Raw genomic sequence first — 18,107 nt, 5'->3', positions numbered from 1 at the left:
TACGATATTTATAATGAACATAGATATTCAAGAAGAACCGTGTACCTACGGTAGATAGGGGGTTTCATTCTTGACCGCTCCAATAGAGACTGATAGTAAACAGAAGGCATTGTTCCTTTTGCGAGAAGATGCAAAAAAGATAGAGCAGTTGATCGCAGTCCAACTCGCCAACTTAACTCTACCTAAATGTCCTTTATACGAAGAAGTTCTAGATACGCAAATGTTTGGATTGTCTCGGGAGATCGATTTTGCAGTTCGAGTTGGTTTGATCTATCGAGAAGATGGTCAGCAACTTTTACATGAACTAGAACAAAAATTAGCAGATTTATATACGATTCTTTTAGAAAGTTAGCATATCCCCACTATTTGTAGGGGATATTTTTGTATTTGTCTCTTCCATAATTTGCTCCAGCTTTCTTTCTGCTAAGATCAGCTCTCGAGTCAGCATGCGGATTTTGCTGCTAATTTGCAGCTGTCTTCTTCGATCTTGTCTTGCTTTGGACTCGTCTCCTCTTCTCGTAGCAAGTTGGAAGTCATCTTGTTTTTCATTCATGACCTTTTCCAAACGGGAAATCTCGATTTTTATATTTTCTACTTCTCTTTCAAAGCGCCAAACGGACATTTTCCATTCCTCCTATCTCCTCTTACTTCTTCTTTATCTGTTATTTTCCTATGAGAAGCAAAGAAAAAAGCCCACCTAGCAGGTGGACTAAACAACAAAGAATACTGTACCTAAAATAATATAGACGATTAAGAGCAGGGTTCCTTCATACCAGTTCGTCGAGCCGTCCCTGGAGATAGAAGATGCGATAATGGCTGATACGCCAATGGCAGTTAATTCATATGCTGTAAAAATTAAGTTCATCTGTTTATGAAACAAAAGGCTGACAAATACAAGTACTGGAGCTACAAACAAGGCAATCTGCAAACTACTGCCGATCGCAATCTCTACAGCAGCACCGATGCGATTTTTCATCGCTAAGAAGACAGCAGCACTATGTTCTGCGGCATTGCCGATAATGGCAATCAAGAAAGCACCGACAAATAATTCTGACCAACCTAATGCTTTTGCTACATGTTCAACCGTATGTACTAACCATTCACTCTGGATGGCAACAAACACAGTAGAAACGACGAGAAGCGAGATGGACATTCCCATGGAATAATCAGGCTCTTCATGTTCGCGGTTTGGGGCCCCATCAATGTTTTCGCCAAGTTCCTTTTTATGTGTAACAAGGGAGAAGTAGAGCCATAATAAATAACCGATAATAAGTACAGAAGCGATAATAAGGCTCACATTATTGATCTTAACAGCAGGCAGATCTTTAAGAAAGACAGCAGGAACGACTAAAGCGATGACTGCAAGCATCATCAAGGACGCATTATGGCCGGCCAGAAGCGGGTTAAAATTTTGAATTTTAAATTTTAATCCGCCAACAAAAACGCTCAATCCTAACACCAGTAGTAAGTTACCGATAATAGAACCGGTGATACTGGCTTTCACCATGTCGAATAGTCCTTCTTTTACGAGAAAGATGGCGATAATTAATTCCGCTGCATTTCCAAATGTGGCGTTCAATAATCCGCCTAACCTCTCTCCAGCATAATGTGCTACATTTTCAGTAGCCTTTCCTAGCAAGCCTGCCCAAAATAATAAGGATAGACAAGCGAGGGCAAACTGGAGGGATTGATTGCCGCCGAGAAATTTTGCTGCTGCGCTGGCGATGGTAGAAAGAATGAGTACAGGGTAAAACCATTTTTGATTCATAGCATTAACTCCTTTGCGTTATCATTTGCTAATTGGCAATGGACATACAAAAAACACGAAATTTGTCAATATGTTTCCTTCAAAAGTCGAATGATTATCACCAGAAAAAAGCAGGAAAACAATAAATTTCAGAGAATATTCCCAACATGCTTAAATATGGAAGGAGGGGCTGCAAGTGGATTATCGGAAGGATACAGCTATTTTCATCGATTTAGAAAATGTTTATTACGGGCTAAAGAAGTACCATATGGACCCCGACCATCCCGATGACTCCCATAACTTGTTTGTGCGATTAACTGAGTATTATGGTAAAGATTCGATTCGTATGATGGAAGCATATGCCGATTTTGAACAAGTCGACTTGTCCATGATGAGTTTACAAAAAAAACGAGTCCATGTAAATCAAGTATACAGTAATGGGCGAGAAGGTAAAGAACGTAAAAATGCTGCTGATATTCAACTGTGTTTAGATACCATGGAGGTCTTGTATCAGATACCAGAAATTCATACGTATGTTATCGTAAGTGCAGATCAAGATATGATTCCTCTTTTAGATCGCTTATGGTCAAAAGGAAAAAGGGTAGAGTTATTTTGTTTATGGGATGAAAGTTTATCCAAGTCGGCTCAACTGCATGAGTTCTGTGATCAAGCACATAACTTACTTGAATTTCTAAATGTCGAAAAATTAAGTACTCTCTCTCAGGTAGATCGTTTAATTCACAATACAGTTGTCCAAATTTATGAATGGTATCGTGATCCGAACAACATAGGAAAAAGTTATGGGAGCACATGGATTAAAAATGATATGTCACGCAAATTCCATCTTGATGAGTTAGAATCCAATCATTTGTTTAATCGATTGGTCAAAGGAAAGTATCTACTTCCTTATGAGATAGAGATAGAAGATAAAATATTTTATGGATATAAAGTTAATTTAACTCATCCACAAGTTCAGATGATGGTAAAAATCGCTGGCTACAAAGTGAGCTAAAGCGTTTGAAATAGTACCGTAAATTGTATAAAATGTAACTGTAACAATTACTTGCGAATTTTCCGACATAGATTTCCTCGTCCACCATGACAACCAGGAAGGGGGATAACATGCTACTTGTAAGCATGCAGTAGCAAACAATATGGCAGAACAGAATCTGATTCAAATATCTAATGATGTAGTAGCCGTTATTGCTGGTTTAACCGCAAGTAAAGTAAATGGTATTGCCAGTATGTCTGGGGGTATTACAGAAGGCTGGGCCAAACGTGTTGGCGGGAAGAATATGCGAAAAGGCGTCTTAGTGGAAGCCGGTGAGGTGGAGACAGCCGTCAGTCTTCGTGTTATTGTAGAATTTGGTGTCCCTATTCATGATGTATGCCGCAGATTGCAAAAAGAAGTGAAACAAGCAATTGAGAATATGACAGGACTAAATGTAGTCGAAGTAAACGTAAAAGTTGAAGGCGTTGAAATAAAAGAAAAAAACAGTCAAAAAAGTGACAACCATTTTGATGAAGAAAGTTTAGAAAATGGTATAGGTTAGATGTTGTATAGGAAAGAAAGCTGCCAATCGGGTAGTTTTCTTTTTCCCTTTTTCCCTACATAGAACCGAAAAGAGGTGAAGGAAATCCTTCCACCTCTTCTCTTTTCATTTATGCTGATAAATTTTTTTCCAACTCGTTAATTTTTTCGTGAACTTCCTCTTGGAGTTTTTCTGGTACAAGGGTATCATTATCTAATCCATGTGGAAAGAAATGACGGGCAAAAACAGGGGTATCTGTTTCTACGACAGCTTTTGGATTTTCCAATTGTTTGTCATTTATCACACGACATGGCAGACGCAGGTAATAATCGACTCCATCCGCAGTATATTTGTAATCATATGTAACTTTTCTGTAATCCCAAGCCCACCGAGCGAAACCGAGTTTCTTCATCAGGTGCTCAATTTCTTTAAATTCTTTTTTAAATCCTTTTGTTTTTGCTTCAGGAAAAAGCATATATTAGTACCCCCTAAAGTGTATGTTGATCTCTACTTAAATCATGATAGTATGTTACCCCATCTGAAAGCAAGGTAACAATCTCGGGAATTTACAAGGAGGTGAAAACAATTTCCATTGGATGTGCTTGTACTACAAATCGAAAAAAATTCAAAGAAAGGCAGGTGTACACTGCTACAACTAGATATGTGTCTGAATGTTATGCTGAAAATAGGTGAGATGGAGGTATGATTTCTTAATACTCGTGCAGAATATTTTTATTTTTCCTTTTTTTATCTTATTTCGACGAGTGATTAGGAAACATCGAACAATTTTCACATGGACATGTGTCTATGTGTAAACGTAGCAGTAAATATATGAAACAGTGGATCGAGGAATTGTTTCCGCGAGTAGTGACATGGAGAAGAACATTTCATCAATATCCGGAGGTTTCATTTCAAGAAAGAGAAACTTCCAAGCGTGTGGCAGCACACTTGGAAAGTTTAGGATTAGAAGTGCGGACAGGAGTTGGAGGCGGCGGCGTCACAGGTCTGCTTCGCGGTCGTCATCCCGGTCCAACGATTGCCCTGCGTGCTGATATGGATGCCTTACCCATTCAAGATGAGAAAGATTGTGTCTATCGTTCTCGTGTGCCAGGGGTGATGCATGCATGCGGACATGACGGACATATGGCAATGTTAATGGGTGCAGCATCTATTCTTACGACAATGAAAGAGCAATTATACGGAAATATCTTATTTATTTTTCAACATGCCGAAGAAATGCTGCCAGGTGGTGCTAAAGCCATGATTGAGGCGGGAGTTTTAGAGGGAGTAGACGCAATTTATGCTGTGCATCTCTGGTCCCCGCTTCCTACTGGATATATGAGTTTTCGTTCGGGGCCTATGCTTGCATCGAGCGATGTATTTACCGTCAACATCATTGGTAAAGGTGGTCATGGAGGGCTGCCCCACACGACAACCGATGCAATCGCTGTTGCCTCACATGCCATTGTCAACATCCAATCCATCATCAGCCGGCAAATCGATCCTGTTCGTTCAGCTGTTATTTCCATAGGAAGTATCCATGGTGGTGATGCATCCAATGTCATCTCCGAGTCTTGTGAATGGAAAGGGACAGTACGCGCTTTTTCCCCGGATATTCGTGAATTTTTGCTTCGCCGAATTAAAGAAGTAGTGCATGATACTTGCCATATGTATGGAGCTGCTTACGAAATTGAAATTCGCAAAGGATATCCCCCGCTTGTCACCAATCATATGGAAACAGCGCGTTTGTGGAAAGTCGCTGAATCGATTGTAGGAAAAGACAAAGTCGAAGAGATGGCCCCGATGATGGGCGGAGAAGATTTTGCTTATTATTTAAATGAGATCCCGGGAACTTTTTGCTTTGTTGGTGCTGGTAACGAATTAAGAGGAATTACAGCTCCTCATCACCATCCGAGATTTGATGTGGATGAAGAAGCGATGAAACTAGGGTTGGAGCTGCTGGTCAAAGGGGCTGTCCAGTACTTGCATGAAGCTTCTCTTGAAACGAATAAACCGACTTTACTTGCTTCCTTTATGTAAGATGCATGTCCCTTATGAAATGCGGTTATGCTAACCGCAAAAGGGGGCATTGATAGATGCATAAGGTAAGGGATATTATGTCAACAGATATCGCTCATCTATCTCCAGATGACAATTTGTTTGAAGCTGCTACGATGATGAGAAATGAAAATGTCGGAATGATACCTGTTTGTGAAAATGGGCAATTAAAAGGGATCATCACGGACCGGGATATCGTCACTCGTGGAATTGCAGAAAAAAAGCCGAATTCCTCTCCATTACAGGATATCATGTCATCTCAATTGGTATATGGTACACCGGAAATGTCAGTAGATGAAGCAGCTGAAAAAATGGCTGAAGCACAAATTAGACGTCTGCCTGTTGTTGATCAAAATCAGTTGATTGGTGTTGTATCTTTAGGAGATATGGCGGTCCGCTCACCATATCAAAATGAGGCAAGTGATGCCTTAAGTGAAATTTCTGAAACACATAATCATCATACTTCTAACGATTTATAAAAATTTATAAAGCTTCCAGTGTTTTATTGCTGGTAGCTTTTTTGACATCTTAATAAATTACAAATAAATTTATATTTTCAACACGCATTTCAATTGCTTTCATGATATACTGATTATGTCGAACCCGGGTGAAGGGGCGGCGTATCTGTAAAGCTGCACAACTGAGTGCGTACTGTACCAGAAGGTATAATCTGTGGAGGAATAACAAGCTTCTCATACAATGCTGTAGTCGCTGATTTGTTGAGGACATTAGTCCTTGATATTTCTGCGAACACAGCTGAAGAGGAGCCCACAGGTTTACTGACTGGGAATGTGCGCATGAGGAAGTGTAGTGTGTAGGATACGTCGTCCTGTGAACCGCTAGTAGGCGTGGAATATATAAAACTTCTGGTGGCTCAGAGAGCCAACGCAGTGGCGCGGATGCGCCACGACTCGGTGGCGGGAGAGTCGCCATAACTCGGTGGCGGGAGAGTCGCCACAAACTCAGTGGCGCTGAGCGCCACTAAGGGGGCGGGAGCCCCAAAATCCCGCCAGGGGCTTAGGCCCCAGCCTACCCGCTTCGGCGGGTAGGAAGGGCGGGATGCCAGCACCATAATTTCGGTCGTAGCCCTCCAGGCTGCGACCGGAGAGGTCCGTCCGTCTCATAGCTGAATTTTAGCTATGGGATGGACACCACTCACCGCCCTCAGCATCCAGTTGAGGGCAACCACTTTTTATAGGGTACATTTCGATCACTATTGCAGTGGTTTTTTTTATTTTCAAGAGTGAAATCTGTTCAAGACAACCATTGAATCTTGTATAAATAACCTCCAAACGCAAAAAATAACGTTGTTATTATTAGGAGGTTATTTCATTGTCCACTCAACAAGCTAGACAAATCCAACAAGATCAAGCTTATGATAAATTGGCGCAAAAACATCGTCCAAAACCAAAAGTTTTAGCAAACTGTTTAAAGGCATTTTTCGTAGGCGGTTTTATATGTATTATCGGTGAAGCTTTAAACATGCTTTATAAAGGTTTTGGATATCCAAAAGATGTAGCAAGCAGTATGACAGTCGCAACTATAGTCATCATTACATGCCTCTTAACTGGTTTCGGGGTATATGACAACATTGGGCAGTGGGCTGGAGCAGGTACAGCAGTGCCAGTCACTGGTTTTGCGAATTCGATTGCCTCTGCTGCTTTAGAGCATAAATCAGAAGGTTATGTGCTCGGTGTAGGTGGAAATATGTTTAAATTAGCCGGTTCTGTTATCGTATGGGGTGTATTCTCTGCCTTTGTAGTCAGTTTGATTCGGACATTGGTCATCATGGCGGTAGGAGGCTAAAACATGATCGGTAGAACTTGGGAATTCAACCCAGACACAAGAGTTTTAGCTTCTGCTGCTGTCGGTGGACCGATGGAGTCTGAGGGGATCATCGGAAAACATTTAGATCACACGTTTGATGATTTATATGCAGGAGAGGACACTTGGGAAAAAGCAGAACGAAAGATGCTTTCCACTGCGGTAGATGCAGCTATTCAAAAATCGGGAAAGCTGCCGACTGACATCGGAGTGTATTTAGCAGGGGATTTATTAAACCAAAATATCACTGCCTCTTTTTCCGCACAAAAATTAGGAATTCCCTTCATGGGGATATACGGTGCTTGTTCTTCGTCTATGCTATCGATGACAATCGGTGCTTCGTTTGTGAATGCTGGATATTCCCAGCATGCTATTGTAGGAGTATCCAGTCATAATTGTACAGCAGAGAAGCAATACCGCTATCCGACCGAATACGGTGGACAAAAACCAAGTACAGCCCAGTGGACCGTTACAGGAGCTGGGGCAGCGGTATTAGGGAAAGCCGATACTGGCCCTCGCGTTCGCTATGCCACAATCGGAAAAGTGATGGAACGCGGAGTAAAAAATCCATTTGATATGGGCTCTGCTATGGCTCCTGCGGCAGTAGATACTATTATTTCGCATTTTCAAGATACAGGCAGAAAACCAGCAGATTACGACCTCATTGTTACAGGTGACTTAGCTACTGTCGGACATCCAATCGCAAGAGAACTTTTATTTCAAGCAGGTTATGACATGGGAGCGCAATTTTCCGACTGCGGGCTGATGATTTATAAGCCTGAACAGGAAACCTTTGCTGGTGGAAGCGGCTGTGCCAGCAGTGCAGTAGTCACCTATGGAAAGCTGATGAAAGAAGTGGAACAAGGTAAGCTAGAACGCATTCTTGTCATCGCTACAGGTGCACTGCTCAGCCCTGTTTCGTATCAACAAGGAGAAAACATCCCTTGTATCGCCCATGCAGTTGCATTTGAAAATGATTAACCTAGTACTTAGGTGTACTGGGTTTTTTACTTTAAGGTTAAGTAAAACGTAATCTGCTAATCTACGATTTATATTTTTATATACACTGACAGTATTTGTCATGGAACCTCTTTATCATTAAGAACAAAGACATTAGAAAGAGGAGTCGCATGGATGAGAATCGTAAATCAAACAAATCAGCAAGTAGGTCTCGTATTTATTCATGGTGCAGGTTTACACAGTGGAATCTGGTCAAAAGTCTCAGGGCAATTGAGTTATCCAGTCTTACAGATTACTTTTCCAAGGAAATCAAAAAAACAGCTGTCGCTTCAAGCTTATATTGAGCACATGCAAAAACAAATAGAAACATGGGAGGTTGATAAGTTTGTTATCGTTGCCCATTCAATTGGAGGGTTACTTGGATTAAAATTAGCAAATATTTTTCATAATCAGTTACTGGGATTTGTAGGAATTGGAGCAGCTATTCCAAAAAAGGGTGGATCTTTTCTCTCGATTTTCCCTTTTGCAAAACGTTTTATGATGAGTTTAATGATGCGTGTTTTTGGAACAAAACCACCAGCATCAGCGATTCGACAAGGACTATGCAACGATCTAACGAATGATCAAGCATCTGAGATTATAAATTCTTTTATTCCAGAATCCCTCTCTCTTTATACAGAAGATATAGAGGTTTCTATTCCAGATGTAGCAAAAATGTATGTGAAACTTATGAATGATCAAGAATTTCCACCATTGTTACAAGATCAAATGATTGTCCATCTTAATACGCAGACAGTGAAAGAATTACATACTGGACATCTGCCTATGCTTAGTAATCCACAACAGTTAGTTGAGATAATTAATGATTTCATCGAATGTATAAGCAAAAACGAGAGTTAACCATTATTTGATTGTGGATTTTTATCATTGGAACTATCAATAAAGGTGGGTTTTTCGTCATTTATATTTGATACCCAGTAGATACTATTTAACACAAGTTTTTGAAATGCTTTTGGTGTAAATGATGCATTACTGTGGCCAGGTTGAAGATAAATCACTCTCCCAAGACCATAAGTTTTTTCCCAAGCAGCTGGATACAGCTTTCCATTGTATTCAAATTCCAAAAATACATTTTTGGTAATGGAAGGATCAAACTCTACCTGATAAGGTTCTTCAAGAACACTAAAATTATCTGTTCCTGTTAATAATGGATGATCCTTTATCACTCCATAATAATTTAAAGTTTGGGCAGGGGGATGACCTATAAATCTAGCAGCAATGCTTTTACTTTACGTTTAATCATTGTTAGCTCTTCCTTTCGCAGTAAATTGTTTCGTTTATTCTCCTTCAGAAGGATAGATTCTGTACATATCAGGCGGTAAATCTAATTCTGGAGAATTTCCTATTTCGTATAAGAAACCAAGTGATTCCTCTGTATCTAAATAAAAATGTAAGTCATCGCCCAATCTGCCATCTTGAATGACAGAGATTCCATTGTTTTTGTAAGAAGATAATACTGAATCTATATTTTCGGTCGGTATTTTTTCTTTAATATGATGCAAACCTTCTCCTTTTTCTTGAACAAATTTCTCAAAAATAGTAGGCCCGTTTACTGGCTGTATCATTTCAAACTGAATATCACCAACTTGAGCAACGGCAATCAAAAATTTAAAAGGTTCATTTACTTCCACTTCATGAACATGTAAATAGTTTAATGTTTTTTCTGTCACTGTAACGACAATCCAAGGACCTATCCCTAAATTTTCTACCCATGCCTTCATCGATCGTTCTATATCAGGGGTTACGATTGCAATTTGGTTTATTTTTCTCCCTTTGTTAAACTCGATTAGTTCTTTGCTGTTCATCTTTATTCCTCCTAATTATTAAGTTCAATATGGATGACGTTGATAAATAAAAAAAGATGCAAAGAGGACGAAAAAAATTTATTTCTTTTTTGTTTTGTTGTATATTTTATAAATAAAATTCGAGAGTAGGAGTGTGTTTGCAATTGAATATGGAGAGTATTTGGTGTGAATTTCAAGCACCTCTTAAGCGATTCATCTCCCTGCGAGTTCGAGATCAATCTAAAGTGGATGATATTTTGCAAATGGTATTTATGAAAATCCATGAGCATCTTACGGACTTAAAAGAAAAGCAAAAGTTGCAAAGTTGGATTTATCAAATTACCCGGAACACCATTATTGATTTTTATCGATCAGAGAAACCGACAGAAAAGCTGCCAACCGAATTGGAAATAAGCGATACATCCATAGAAGAAGAAAAAAATTTTACAGAAGAAGTAGTTGCTTGTCTGGAGTCTACTATCCAAATGCTGCCAGAAAAATATCGTGAAGCATTGCTTTTATCTGAATTACAAGGATTATCACAAAAAGAACTGAGTAAGAAATTAGGTATTCCTTATTCAACAGCAAAATCAAGGGTTCAACGAGGAAGAGAGGAATTAAAAAAACTATTGATGGGTTGTTGTCATATCGAATCAGATAAATACGGAAACATTGTCGATTTTTATATTAAGTTCAAGTACTAAATTGGGTGTTTTTGCACAACGCCTCGAAAAGGTGGAATAAGAAAATCCCCTCCTGATATTTAAATATTTCAGAGGGGAAATTTGTTTCAACACATCTGTATCTTGACCATGGCTCTCACTATAGGCAAGCATATTCGATAGGATACTGACATTGTAATAAATAAGGCAATTGGCGAGTAATCGATTACACTCCCTCTAACACCAAAAAATTAAGTTATCTCTGTTGGATTTTTTGTCCAGCAGTTTTTGCAACAGATTTTGTTGGAATAAACAAAAAGGCGGAAATCGTACCTACTGCCCCCGCTATTGTCATGATAAAAAAGTTCCACCTAAAATCAATCATTGTCACCAGAATGGTAAAAATGGAAAGTCCAATTGCCCCGCCTACATGACCCAACATATTAAAAACACCTAATCCCACTCCAAATAATTCTCTCGGTAATGCTAGACTAACTGCTGTCATTGCAGAAGATTGTACGGTACCAATCCCGATACCTAAAAGAATCATGGTAATAATCATAGAGGGGCTAAAAATTTTTCCTGGAAATAATACCAAACTCAAGGAACCCAAGGCGGTAAATAACATTCCAAGTGTTACCAAAGTTTTTTGATTGATCAAATCAGATAGTTTTCCAACTACTGGGGAAATAATCATGATGGCAATCGAAAGGATAAATAATCCAAGTCCGATCGTTTTCGTATCAGTTTTCATCACCACACTAAAAAAGAAAGGAAGGAGAAACATCGTTCCATTGTAGATCGTCATCTGTAAAGATCGGATAAATGCGATGGAAGTGAATATAGGGTAGCTGAATAGCTGCAACGGGATGAATGAATGTGTATTTTTCCTAGAGGAGAGGATAAAAGTAACGATCAATACAATCATAATTATGAATATTGTGATATTTATTATGCTACTCCACCCAACTTTTGCTCCAAGTGTCAAATAGAGCATAAACGAAATTACGGACCCAGAAAATGTTAGAGCACCAACTAGGTCAAATTTCCCAACAATTGTCCCCTTGGTTTTTGCAAAGAAGAACAGACCAAAGATAAATCCGATCAAAGCAAATGGGATGGAGAAATAAAACAAATACGACCAACTGAGATAACTGGTTAACAATCCACCTAATGGAGTCCCTATACCGGTAGAGATTGCCACGATCATTCCAAAAATCCCCATCGCCTTGCCTCTTTCTTCAGGGGAAAATGCTCTTGAGATTATTGCCATTCCACTAGGCAATGCTGGAGCAATGGTTAAACCTGCTAATGCTCTCCATATAATCAACCAATAAATGTTGTTCGAAATACCACATAGAAAGCTAGTGATGGCAAAAGCAACCATGCTATACAAATATAGTTTTTGGTGACCGATCATATCGCCTATTTTCCCAAATAGAGGTAGGGAAGTTGCAAATAAAAGGGCATAAATGGTAATGATCCATCCGCCTAATGAAATATCTGACCCTAACTCTTTGACAATCTGGGATAAGACAACGTTTGGCATGACAAGTTCCAAAGAGCCTATAAAACTACCAATCAAAACGGTTACGAGAACCCAGTATTTGTTTTTCATCGTTAAACCCCTATGCCGATAGATTTGTATTTTGTGAGTAATCAAAAAGATCGTGCAGTTTGGATCGCGAGTTCTATTTCTTTTTCATTTAACTTACTTTCGCCAGATGGAAATATATTGCTGTGATCGATCGCAATAGTTTCTATATCATCTATACCAAATTGATTGAGATTATTGATGAGAAAGGAAACAGCCATCTCTTGGTTACTAGCAAAATGGGTAGAATAACCTTCTTCTATCGCATGTAGAATTACTACTTTTTTATCTGTTATAAGTCCTATTGGACCATTTGGTGTATAGCGATAAGTAGTGCCTGGTCGATTTAAGTAGTCAATATATGTGTGAAGGACAGCCGGTACAAACGAGTTCCAAAGCGGAAAGCTAAAGACAATTTTGTCTACATCTAAAAATTGATCTAGATATTTTGTGGCTATGTCAAAAGCTTTTTGTTCGATGGGAAGTGGAGGAGTGCCTTGTCTCGTTTTTACTATTCCGGTAAAGGCATCATTACCGAAGTAAGGCAGAGATACATCAAACAAATTAAGTTCTGTAATAGAATCACTGATATGAAATTTTTTGTATTGGACGAGAAATATATCATATAATTGAGTACTAATGGATTGTGTGCTTGGTCGATTATTGGCATTTACAAATAATGTTTTCATGCAAGATGCTCCTTTTTTTCATAAAGTGTGATAAGATAATGGTGCATTTACAGAGTATACTCTGTAAATGTTTTTGTCAAGGAGGTTAACAGTTATGAGAGAAGATAAAAAAAAGGTAGATAAACTCCATGTTTCAGCTAGTGGACTATTGCGAACTGTTTTTCGAACATCACATTATTTACACCGCCAGTTTGAGATGCAGTTGGCGGAAGACGGTTCACCTTTGCAATTGACAGGACCGAGATTACGGGTATTGGTTGCCATTGCAGAGGCAGGGAAAATTAGGATCAGTGAGTTAGCACCGAGATTGGGGATTCATCCAAGAACGGTTACACAGTATGTAGATGCACTAGAAAAGGAAAAATTTCTTATTCGAGTACCTGATCCAGAAGATCGTCGAGCCACCTTACTACAAGTAACCGAAAAATCCAAACCTTATATGGAGAAAATCAGGAAGACAATGGATACAGCAGCGGAAAAAGTAATCGCTAATTTTCCAGCTCGACAGCGGAAGCAATTGATTACACTTTTATTTGATTTAATAGAAAGTGAGAATGAGCAGGAATCAATTTATCATGAGTTGAAAAGTACTTTTGGCAATAAAGAAGTATAAAAGAATAAATAACATTCTTTCATTCGTTATAAGAGAGAAGGGAAATTTTCGATTGAAAGACATGATGTGGTGATAATCTAGGAAAAAGAACACCAAAAATAATTGAGTATTTTTTCCTAACTCTTCAAAAAAGTCCATTAATGAAAAACAACCTTTTGTAGCCACTCCAATATCAAAGGTTGTTCTTCATATAATCGCTAAATATTTGATTCGTAATCCTTTACTCTTCTGTAAAACGTATTACTTTTCATCCCCACTATTTTCATGGCTTCTACAGCTGTTATCTTCTTTTGTTTCCAATCTTGATAGACAGCTTTAAATGATAGTAACTTATTACTCTGTCTTTCGACTGAAACGATTGAATAAATGGATTGCTTACGTTTATTTATTATGTTTTATCCACCATCGCTACCAAAGAATGCATGACAATCTCATTAAAACCTTTCTATTTCATATTGCAATAAAGGGCAAGTAGCGATAAAATGACTATGGTCAAATATGACTATGGTCATTTTTTGCGAGGAGGTTGGCAATGCTAAGGGAAAACCGAAAAAAGCAAACAAGAGAATCCATTATTAAACATGCCATTGCATTATTTAAACAAAAAGGCTATGAAAATGTAACGGTTGAGGAAATCACAGCAGCTTGTGGGATTGCAAAGGGTACATTCTTTAATTATTTTCCCAAGAAAGAACATATTTTATTGCATATAACAGATACATATATGAATCGTTTGGATGAAATCATAAAACTTCATCAACAGGGATCATTAAAAGACCGGGTGCTTCATATCTTTCGAGATTTGATGACGATTTATTACAAATATCCAGATTTACTCGGTCTAACATTGGAGGAAACTATTCGATCCACCGTTCGTTCCGAAACGGAATCAAACAACATTGGAAAATTCCAATCTACATTAGCTCGAATAATCGACGAAGAGAAAGAAAACATCAATCGTTTCAAAAAATGGGATAGTGACATGGTGGCTTCTATTTTAGTGGGAATATTTATTCACACACTTTTGACCCAGTCAGCTTCGTTGCATCTTGAAACAATGATGGAGGTATTGCAGCAAAAGTTGAATATCATCTGGGAGGGGTTAGTAAGTGAATAAATTAAAAAAAATAGCAAAAAGCAAGGTTTTTCTCCTATTGGTTATTTTGGTAGCTTTTATTTACTTCAATAATACTGCCATCTTTAGTAAGCCATTGAGTGAGAAACCAAAGCTATTAGCGCATCGTGGACTTGCTCAAACTTTTTCCATGGCAGGAATCCAAAATGATACCTGTACGGCTAAACGCATCTATCCACCAGAGTATCCTTATTTGGAAAACACAATTGCTTCGATGGAAGCGGCTTTTCATGATGGAGCAGATATGGTAGAACTCGATGTTCATGAGACAAAGGATGAGCAATTCGCGATTTTTCATGATTGGACGTTAGATTGCCGCACCAATGTCCATGGTGTTACAAAGGATTATACAATGGCTGAATTAAAGAAAATAGATATTGGTTATGGATATACTGCTGACAATGGTAAAACATATCCCTTTCGTGGCAAGGGAATAGGCCTGATGCCGTCTTTGACAGAAGTATTGGACCATTTTCCAAATCAAGAACTTTTGATTGATGTAAAAAGTAGTGACCCAAAAGAAGGAGAACTGCTGGCATCTTATTTATCCAAACTTTCAAAAGATAGACAAAGCAAGCTAACGGTGTATGGTGGTGATGAGCCTATTGCTGCTTTAAAAGAAAAGCTACCAAATATGCGAGTAATGTCCAAAGCAACGATGAAAAGCTGTCTGCTCCCCTATATCGCTTTGGGATGGACAGGATATGTTCCAAGTGCTTGTGAGCATACAGAGTTGCATATTCCTGAAAAAATCGGACCTTGGCTATGGGGGTGGCCAAACAAGTTTCTGAAGCGTATGGATCGAATAAATACAAGAGTAATGGTGGTTGGTGGAGACGGCAGTGAATTTTCCAGTGGATTTGATACAGCAGAGGATCTAAAACGCCTTCCTAAGGACTTTTCAGGCTGGATATGGACCAATCGGATTGATCGAATTGCTCCCATTTATAAAAATATTCCGAAATAAGGATAGATCGTGTATAATAAGTTGAATTCTCTGTGACCTTGATAAGAAAGAGTACGAATGAAATCAGCACTTCGCAAAAAGATAAGGCAGAAGGTTTCTGCTATCCAAATGATCCTGTTTCTCTGTGGAAATGGAATACTCTTTTTTGCGATTTATCCCCAATACCTTTTCAGCCACATCGGCCTGCTGTATGTTCTTATCTGTGTGGTGGTTGTGCTTGCAATGAGTTTGTTTTTCTTGCGCATAACCAGAAAGGTGAAGGTTGTTCGTCCAAACCGTTGTGGCTGTGCTGAGCATGATCAACACAAAGACTCCTAGCGTCCAAAATCAACGTCCAACTCTCGTCACAGAGTAAACCTTCCTTCTAGCGAAGGACGACCGGCTTTGTTTATCCTTTGGGTAGACATAGTCGGTCGCTGCTTTTTTTTGATTTATTTTGATTTCCATTTTCTTTCTAAGTGCTCCACATATTCCTTTGCTTCTTTTAAACCAAAGTCATATCGTTCTCTCGCTCGTTTTATCGCTTGTATTTTTTTCCCATCTTGTACCAATTCTAAAAGCTGGGCATCTACTTCCTTCTGGTGTTTTATCCTCTCTTCTTTCCGGTCTTGCAACAGCTCAACTAGATCTTCATCATGGTAGTGGACTGGTTTTATTTTTTTGTTTTCAGAAGGATCAGAGTCCCATTCCATCGCTAAATTTGTGTCGATTCCTAATCGATTTACCAGGAGTTGGATAATTTTTTCATTTCGGTTTAATCTTTTTTCCAACTTATTATACTTTTGTATACTAGAGACAATCATCACTGTCATCAACAGAATTATGATCCATCCCAGAGTTTCCATTTTTATTCCTCCGATTTTCCTAATATTCCCATAATTCTTAAACCAAATAAAAGAGCTGATTATGTCTAATGCTGTGTGAGAATAAGCCGTTTGAATGAGATCAAACGGCTTTATTGTTTACCGACGTTTACTTCTAATTTATCTGATTCATTTTCCAGTGTATCTTCTTCAGGGGGGATTTTACGGACGACTAACAGGCGGGTGACGCTGTTGTGATCCATTTCTTGAACCGTAAATGTCAAGCCATCGTATTCTACAAATTTCCCCACTTTGGGTACTTCTTGTAGACGGGAAAAGACCCAGCCTCCAATTGTATCATTGTCATCGTCTTCAATATCCGTATGGAAATAGTCGTTTACTTCCTCGATCAATAATCGAGCATCAATGGAAGTTTCGACTCCTTTTTGTTGGAAAAAGGGTCGTTCATCGTCAAATTCGTCTTGGATTTCTCCGACGATTTCCTCAATGATATCTTCTAATGTAACAAGACCAGAAGTGCCGCCGTACTCATCCACAACAATGGCCATCTCTGTTTTGTTTTTCTGCAAGGTTGCTAGGATATCTTTGATTTCCATCGTTTCCGGAACTAAAATAGCTGGACGAACGATTTGCGATAGTTGGACATCTTCGGATTCAATGATTCGTTCATAGACATCTCGAATGTGAATAATTCCGATGATGTCATCTTTGTCTTTTCCGCATAAAGGAAAGCGGGTAAATTGACTCTCTTTTATAATTTCAATGTTGGAGGCTAAATCGTCTCCTACATAAATACAAACCATATTTACACGCGGCACCATGACTTCACGCCCAACGCGATCAGCAAATTCAAAGATATTATCAAAAAGGGAAAGCTCCGTCTGATCGATCATTCCACTCTTATGACTCTGCTCGACAAGCATGCGGATTTCTTCTTCCGTATGAGCTTGTTGTTGGTCTTTTTCTAAAGATACACCTAACAATTTTAAGATGAGGTTAGCAGAATGATTTAATAACCAAATAGCTGGCCGAAAGACGACAAAGAAGATTTGCATCGGTCTTGCAACAAGCAAAGTTGTGCCTTCAGCTTTCCTGATCGCAAGTGATTTAGGCGCCATTTCACCTAGTACAATATGTAGAAAGGTAATCACGATAAAGGCAATAATACTGGAAATGATATGTAAGACGCTGTTGGAAATATGGAAATTATCTAGTACCGGTTTTATTAACTCAGCAATTACACTTTCTCCAACCCAACCAAGACCTAATGAAGCTAAGGTGATACCTAATTGTGTAGCAGATAAATAGGCGTCAAGGTCGAGCAACACTCTCTGTGCTAATTTTGCACTTACGTTTCCTTCTTCGGTTAATTGAGCAATTCGAGTAGAACGAACTCTTACCATTGCAAATTCGGATGCTACAAAGAAACCATTTAATAAAACAAGGAAAAATACGAGTGCTAGTTGTAAGATGAGACTAACCAGGTCATGGTCACTATCCAATGATGGACAACCTCCTAAAAAGTAAGTATCAAATAAAATTATAACATAAGAAAGCTACATATCATCTGATGTTTTGATAAATTTTCTCATAGTTCGTGTTCAATAATTTCCAAATGTCACATATTAATTAGAAATATTATCCAATTAGATTGAAAA

Annotated in this window: 22 protein-coding genes and 2 pseudogenes; 12 read left to right on the top strand and 12 right to left on the bottom strand. The window is 38.7% G+C overall.

All coding sequences use genetic code 11. The features are described from left to right. The first annotated feature begins 70 nt into the window (after window positions 1–70). On the top strand, window positions 71–352 hold the full coding sequence (locus tag AC5WOE_RS02195; RefSeq protein ID WP_496051798.1) for an Fpa/YlaN family protein: 282 nt from the start codon (window positions 71–73) through the stop codon (window positions 350–352). Here the strand turns inward: AC5WOE_RS02195 and AC5WOE_RS02190 are convergent. Beyond that, window positions 341–622: a hypothetical protein gene (locus AC5WOE_RS02190; RefSeq protein WP_496048355.1), complete on the bottom strand. Its 282-nt coding sequence runs from the start codon at window positions 620–622 to the stop codon at window positions 341–343. The genes AC5WOE_RS02195 and AC5WOE_RS02190 overlap by 12 nt on opposite strands. A gap of 87 nt (window positions 623–709) precedes the next feature. After that, window positions 710–1,768: a calcium/proton exchanger gene (gene cax / locus AC5WOE_RS02185; protein WP_496048354.1), complete on the bottom strand. Its 1,059-nt coding sequence runs from the start codon at window positions 1,766–1,768 to the stop codon at window positions 710–712. 175 nt (window positions 1,769–1,943) lie between these two features. Between cax and AC5WOE_RS02180 the strand changes: the two genes are divergently transcribed. Both AC5WOE_RS02180 and AC5WOE_RS02175 read left to right on the top strand, forming a co-directional pair. Further along, window positions 1,944–2,759, top strand: a complete 816-nt coding sequence (locus AC5WOE_RS02180) for an NYN domain-containing protein (protein ID WP_496048353.1) — start codon at window positions 1,944–1,946, stop codon at window positions 2,757–2,759. A 142-nt stretch (window positions 2,760–2,901) separates the two neighbouring features. Further along, entirely contained in the window at window positions 2,902–3,300 is a 399-nt protein-coding gene (locus tag AC5WOE_RS02175) for an Asp23/Gls24 family envelope stress response protein (protein ID WP_496048352.1), read from the top strand. A gap of 109 nt (window positions 3,301–3,409) precedes the next feature. On the opposite strand, the gene AC5WOE_RS02170 is transcribed toward AC5WOE_RS02175, so the two are convergent. Then, window positions 3,410–3,754: a YugN family protein gene (locus tag AC5WOE_RS02170; RefSeq protein WP_496048351.1), complete on the bottom strand. Its 345-nt coding sequence runs from the start codon at window positions 3,752–3,754 to the stop codon at window positions 3,410–3,412. A gap of 356 nt (window positions 3,755–4,110) precedes the next feature. Between AC5WOE_RS02170 and AC5WOE_RS02165 the strand changes: the two genes are divergently transcribed. The 5 genes from AC5WOE_RS02165 (at window position 4,111) to AC5WOE_RS02145 (ending at window position 9,021) form a co-directional block, all read left to right on the top strand. Further along, window positions 4,111–5,319: a M20 metallopeptidase family protein gene (locus AC5WOE_RS02165; protein WP_496048350.1), complete on the top strand. Its 1,209-nt coding sequence runs from the start codon at window positions 4,111–4,113 to the stop codon at window positions 5,317–5,319. Window positions 5,320–5,375: 56 nt separating this feature from the next. Beyond that, the gene (locus AC5WOE_RS02160) at window positions 5,376–5,816 is read left to right on the top strand and encodes a CBS domain-containing protein (protein ID WP_496051797.1); all 441 of its coding nucleotides are present in this window, start codon (window positions 5,376–5,378) and stop codon (window positions 5,814–5,816) included. An 853-nt stretch (window positions 5,817–6,669) separates the two neighbouring features. Further along, entirely contained in the window at window positions 6,670–7,143 is a 474-nt protein-coding gene (gene spoVAC, locus AC5WOE_RS02155) for a stage V sporulation protein AC (protein ID WP_496048348.1), read from the top strand. Between the two features lie 3 nt (window positions 7,144–7,146). After that, entirely contained in the window at window positions 7,147–8,142 is a 996-nt protein-coding gene (spoVAD, locus tag AC5WOE_RS02150) for a stage V sporulation protein AD (RefSeq protein ID WP_496051796.1), read from the top strand. 153 nt (window positions 8,143–8,295) lie between these two features. After that, entirely contained in the window at window positions 8,296–9,021 is a 726-nt protein-coding gene (locus AC5WOE_RS02145; RefSeq protein WP_496051795.1) for an alpha/beta fold hydrolase, read from the top strand. Here the strand turns inward: AC5WOE_RS02145 and AC5WOE_RS02140 are convergent. Both AC5WOE_RS02140 and AC5WOE_RS02135 read right to left on the bottom strand, forming a co-directional pair. Continuing rightward, the gene (locus AC5WOE_RS02140; protein ID WP_496052035.1) at window positions 9,018–9,386 is read right to left on the bottom strand and encodes a ThuA domain-containing protein; all 369 of its coding nucleotides are present in this window, start codon (window positions 9,384–9,386) and stop codon (window positions 9,018–9,020) included. The genes AC5WOE_RS02145 and AC5WOE_RS02140 overlap by 4 nt on opposite strands. A gap of 72 nt (window positions 9,387–9,458) precedes the next feature. After that, a complete protein-coding gene (locus tag AC5WOE_RS02135) occupies window positions 9,459–9,986 on the bottom strand; it encodes a VOC family protein (RefSeq protein WP_496051794.1) in 528 nt (175 codons plus the stop codon). 143 nt (window positions 9,987–10,129) lie between these two features. On the opposite strand from AC5WOE_RS02135, the gene sigZ reads away from it, so the two are divergent. After that, complete coding sequence (gene sigZ, locus AC5WOE_RS02130) at window positions 10,130–10,669, top strand: RNA polymerase sigma factor SigZ (RefSeq protein WP_496048813.1); 540 nt, start codon at window positions 10,130–10,132, stop codon at window positions 10,667–10,669. On the opposite strand, the pseudogene AC5WOE_RS02125 reads toward sigZ, so the two are convergent. The 3 genes and pseudogenes from AC5WOE_RS02125 to AC5WOE_RS02115 all read right to left on the bottom strand — a co-directional run. Then, a pseudogene (locus tag AC5WOE_RS02125) lies at window positions 10,619–10,849 on the bottom strand (hypothetical protein); the annotation flags it as partial. The gene sigZ and the pseudogene AC5WOE_RS02125 overlap by 51 nt on opposite strands. Window positions 10,850–10,883: 34 nt before the next feature. Beyond that, a complete protein-coding gene (locus AC5WOE_RS02120) occupies window positions 10,884–12,245 on the bottom strand; it encodes an MFS transporter (protein ID WP_496048344.1) in 1,362 nt (453 codons plus the stop codon). A gap of 41 nt (window positions 12,246–12,286) precedes the next feature. After that, window positions 12,287–12,910, bottom strand: coding sequence for an FMN-dependent NADH-azoreductase (locus AC5WOE_RS02115; protein ID WP_496048343.1), 624 nt, complete (start codon window positions 12,908–12,910; stop codon window positions 12,287–12,289). Between the two features lie 94 nt (window positions 12,911–13,004). Between AC5WOE_RS02115 and AC5WOE_RS02110 the strand changes: the two genes are divergently transcribed. Beyond that, window positions 13,005–13,523 (top strand): MarR family winged helix-turn-helix transcriptional regulator, encoded by a 519-nt coding sequence (locus AC5WOE_RS02110; protein WP_496051793.1) that lies wholly within the window; start codon window positions 13,005–13,007, stop codon window positions 13,521–13,523. A 197-nt stretch (window positions 13,524–13,720) separates the two neighbouring features. Here AC5WOE_RS02110 and AC5WOE_RS02105 read toward each other — a convergent pair. Next, window positions 13,721–13,846, bottom strand: a pseudogene (locus AC5WOE_RS02105) (recombinase family protein); the annotation flags it as partial. Window positions 13,847–14,055: 209 nt separating this feature from the next. Here AC5WOE_RS02105 and AC5WOE_RS02100 point away from each other — a divergent pair. Continuing rightward, on the top strand, window positions 14,056–14,640 hold the full coding sequence (locus AC5WOE_RS02100) for a TetR/AcrR family transcriptional regulator (protein WP_496051792.1): 585 nt from the start codon (window positions 14,056–14,058) through the stop codon (window positions 14,638–14,640). Next, window positions 14,633–15,625, top strand: a complete 993-nt coding sequence (locus AC5WOE_RS02095) for a glycerophosphodiester phosphodiesterase family protein (protein ID WP_496051791.1) — start codon at window positions 14,633–14,635, stop codon at window positions 15,623–15,625. The genes AC5WOE_RS02100 and AC5WOE_RS02095 overlap by 8 nt, the downstream gene beginning before the upstream one ends. Before the next feature lie 63 nt (window positions 15,626–15,688). Here the strand turns inward: AC5WOE_RS02095 and AC5WOE_RS02090 are convergent, their stop codons facing one another. From AC5WOE_RS02090 to AC5WOE_RS02080, 3 genes are all read right to left on the bottom strand, one after another. Beyond that, window positions 15,689–15,928: a hypothetical protein gene (locus AC5WOE_RS02090; protein WP_496051790.1), complete on the bottom strand. Its 240-nt coding sequence runs from the start codon at window positions 15,926–15,928 to the stop codon at window positions 15,689–15,691. Between the two features lie 128 nt (window positions 15,929–16,056). Further along, on the bottom strand, window positions 16,057–16,470 hold the full coding sequence (locus AC5WOE_RS02085; protein WP_496048338.1) for a ribosomal protein L7/L12: 414 nt from the start codon (window positions 16,468–16,470) through the stop codon (window positions 16,057–16,059). Window positions 16,471–16,580: 110 nt separating this feature from the next. Continuing rightward, a complete protein-coding gene (locus AC5WOE_RS02080; protein ID WP_496048337.1) occupies window positions 16,581–17,951 on the bottom strand; it encodes a hemolysin family protein in 1,371 nt (456 codons plus the stop codon). Window positions 17,952–18,107: the final 156 nt, after the last annotated feature.

The organism is Shimazuella sp. NTD248 (assembly GCF_059510395.1).
Note: the sequence above shows the minus strand (reverse complement) of the source record. Positions and strands in the feature narration are given on the sequence as shown.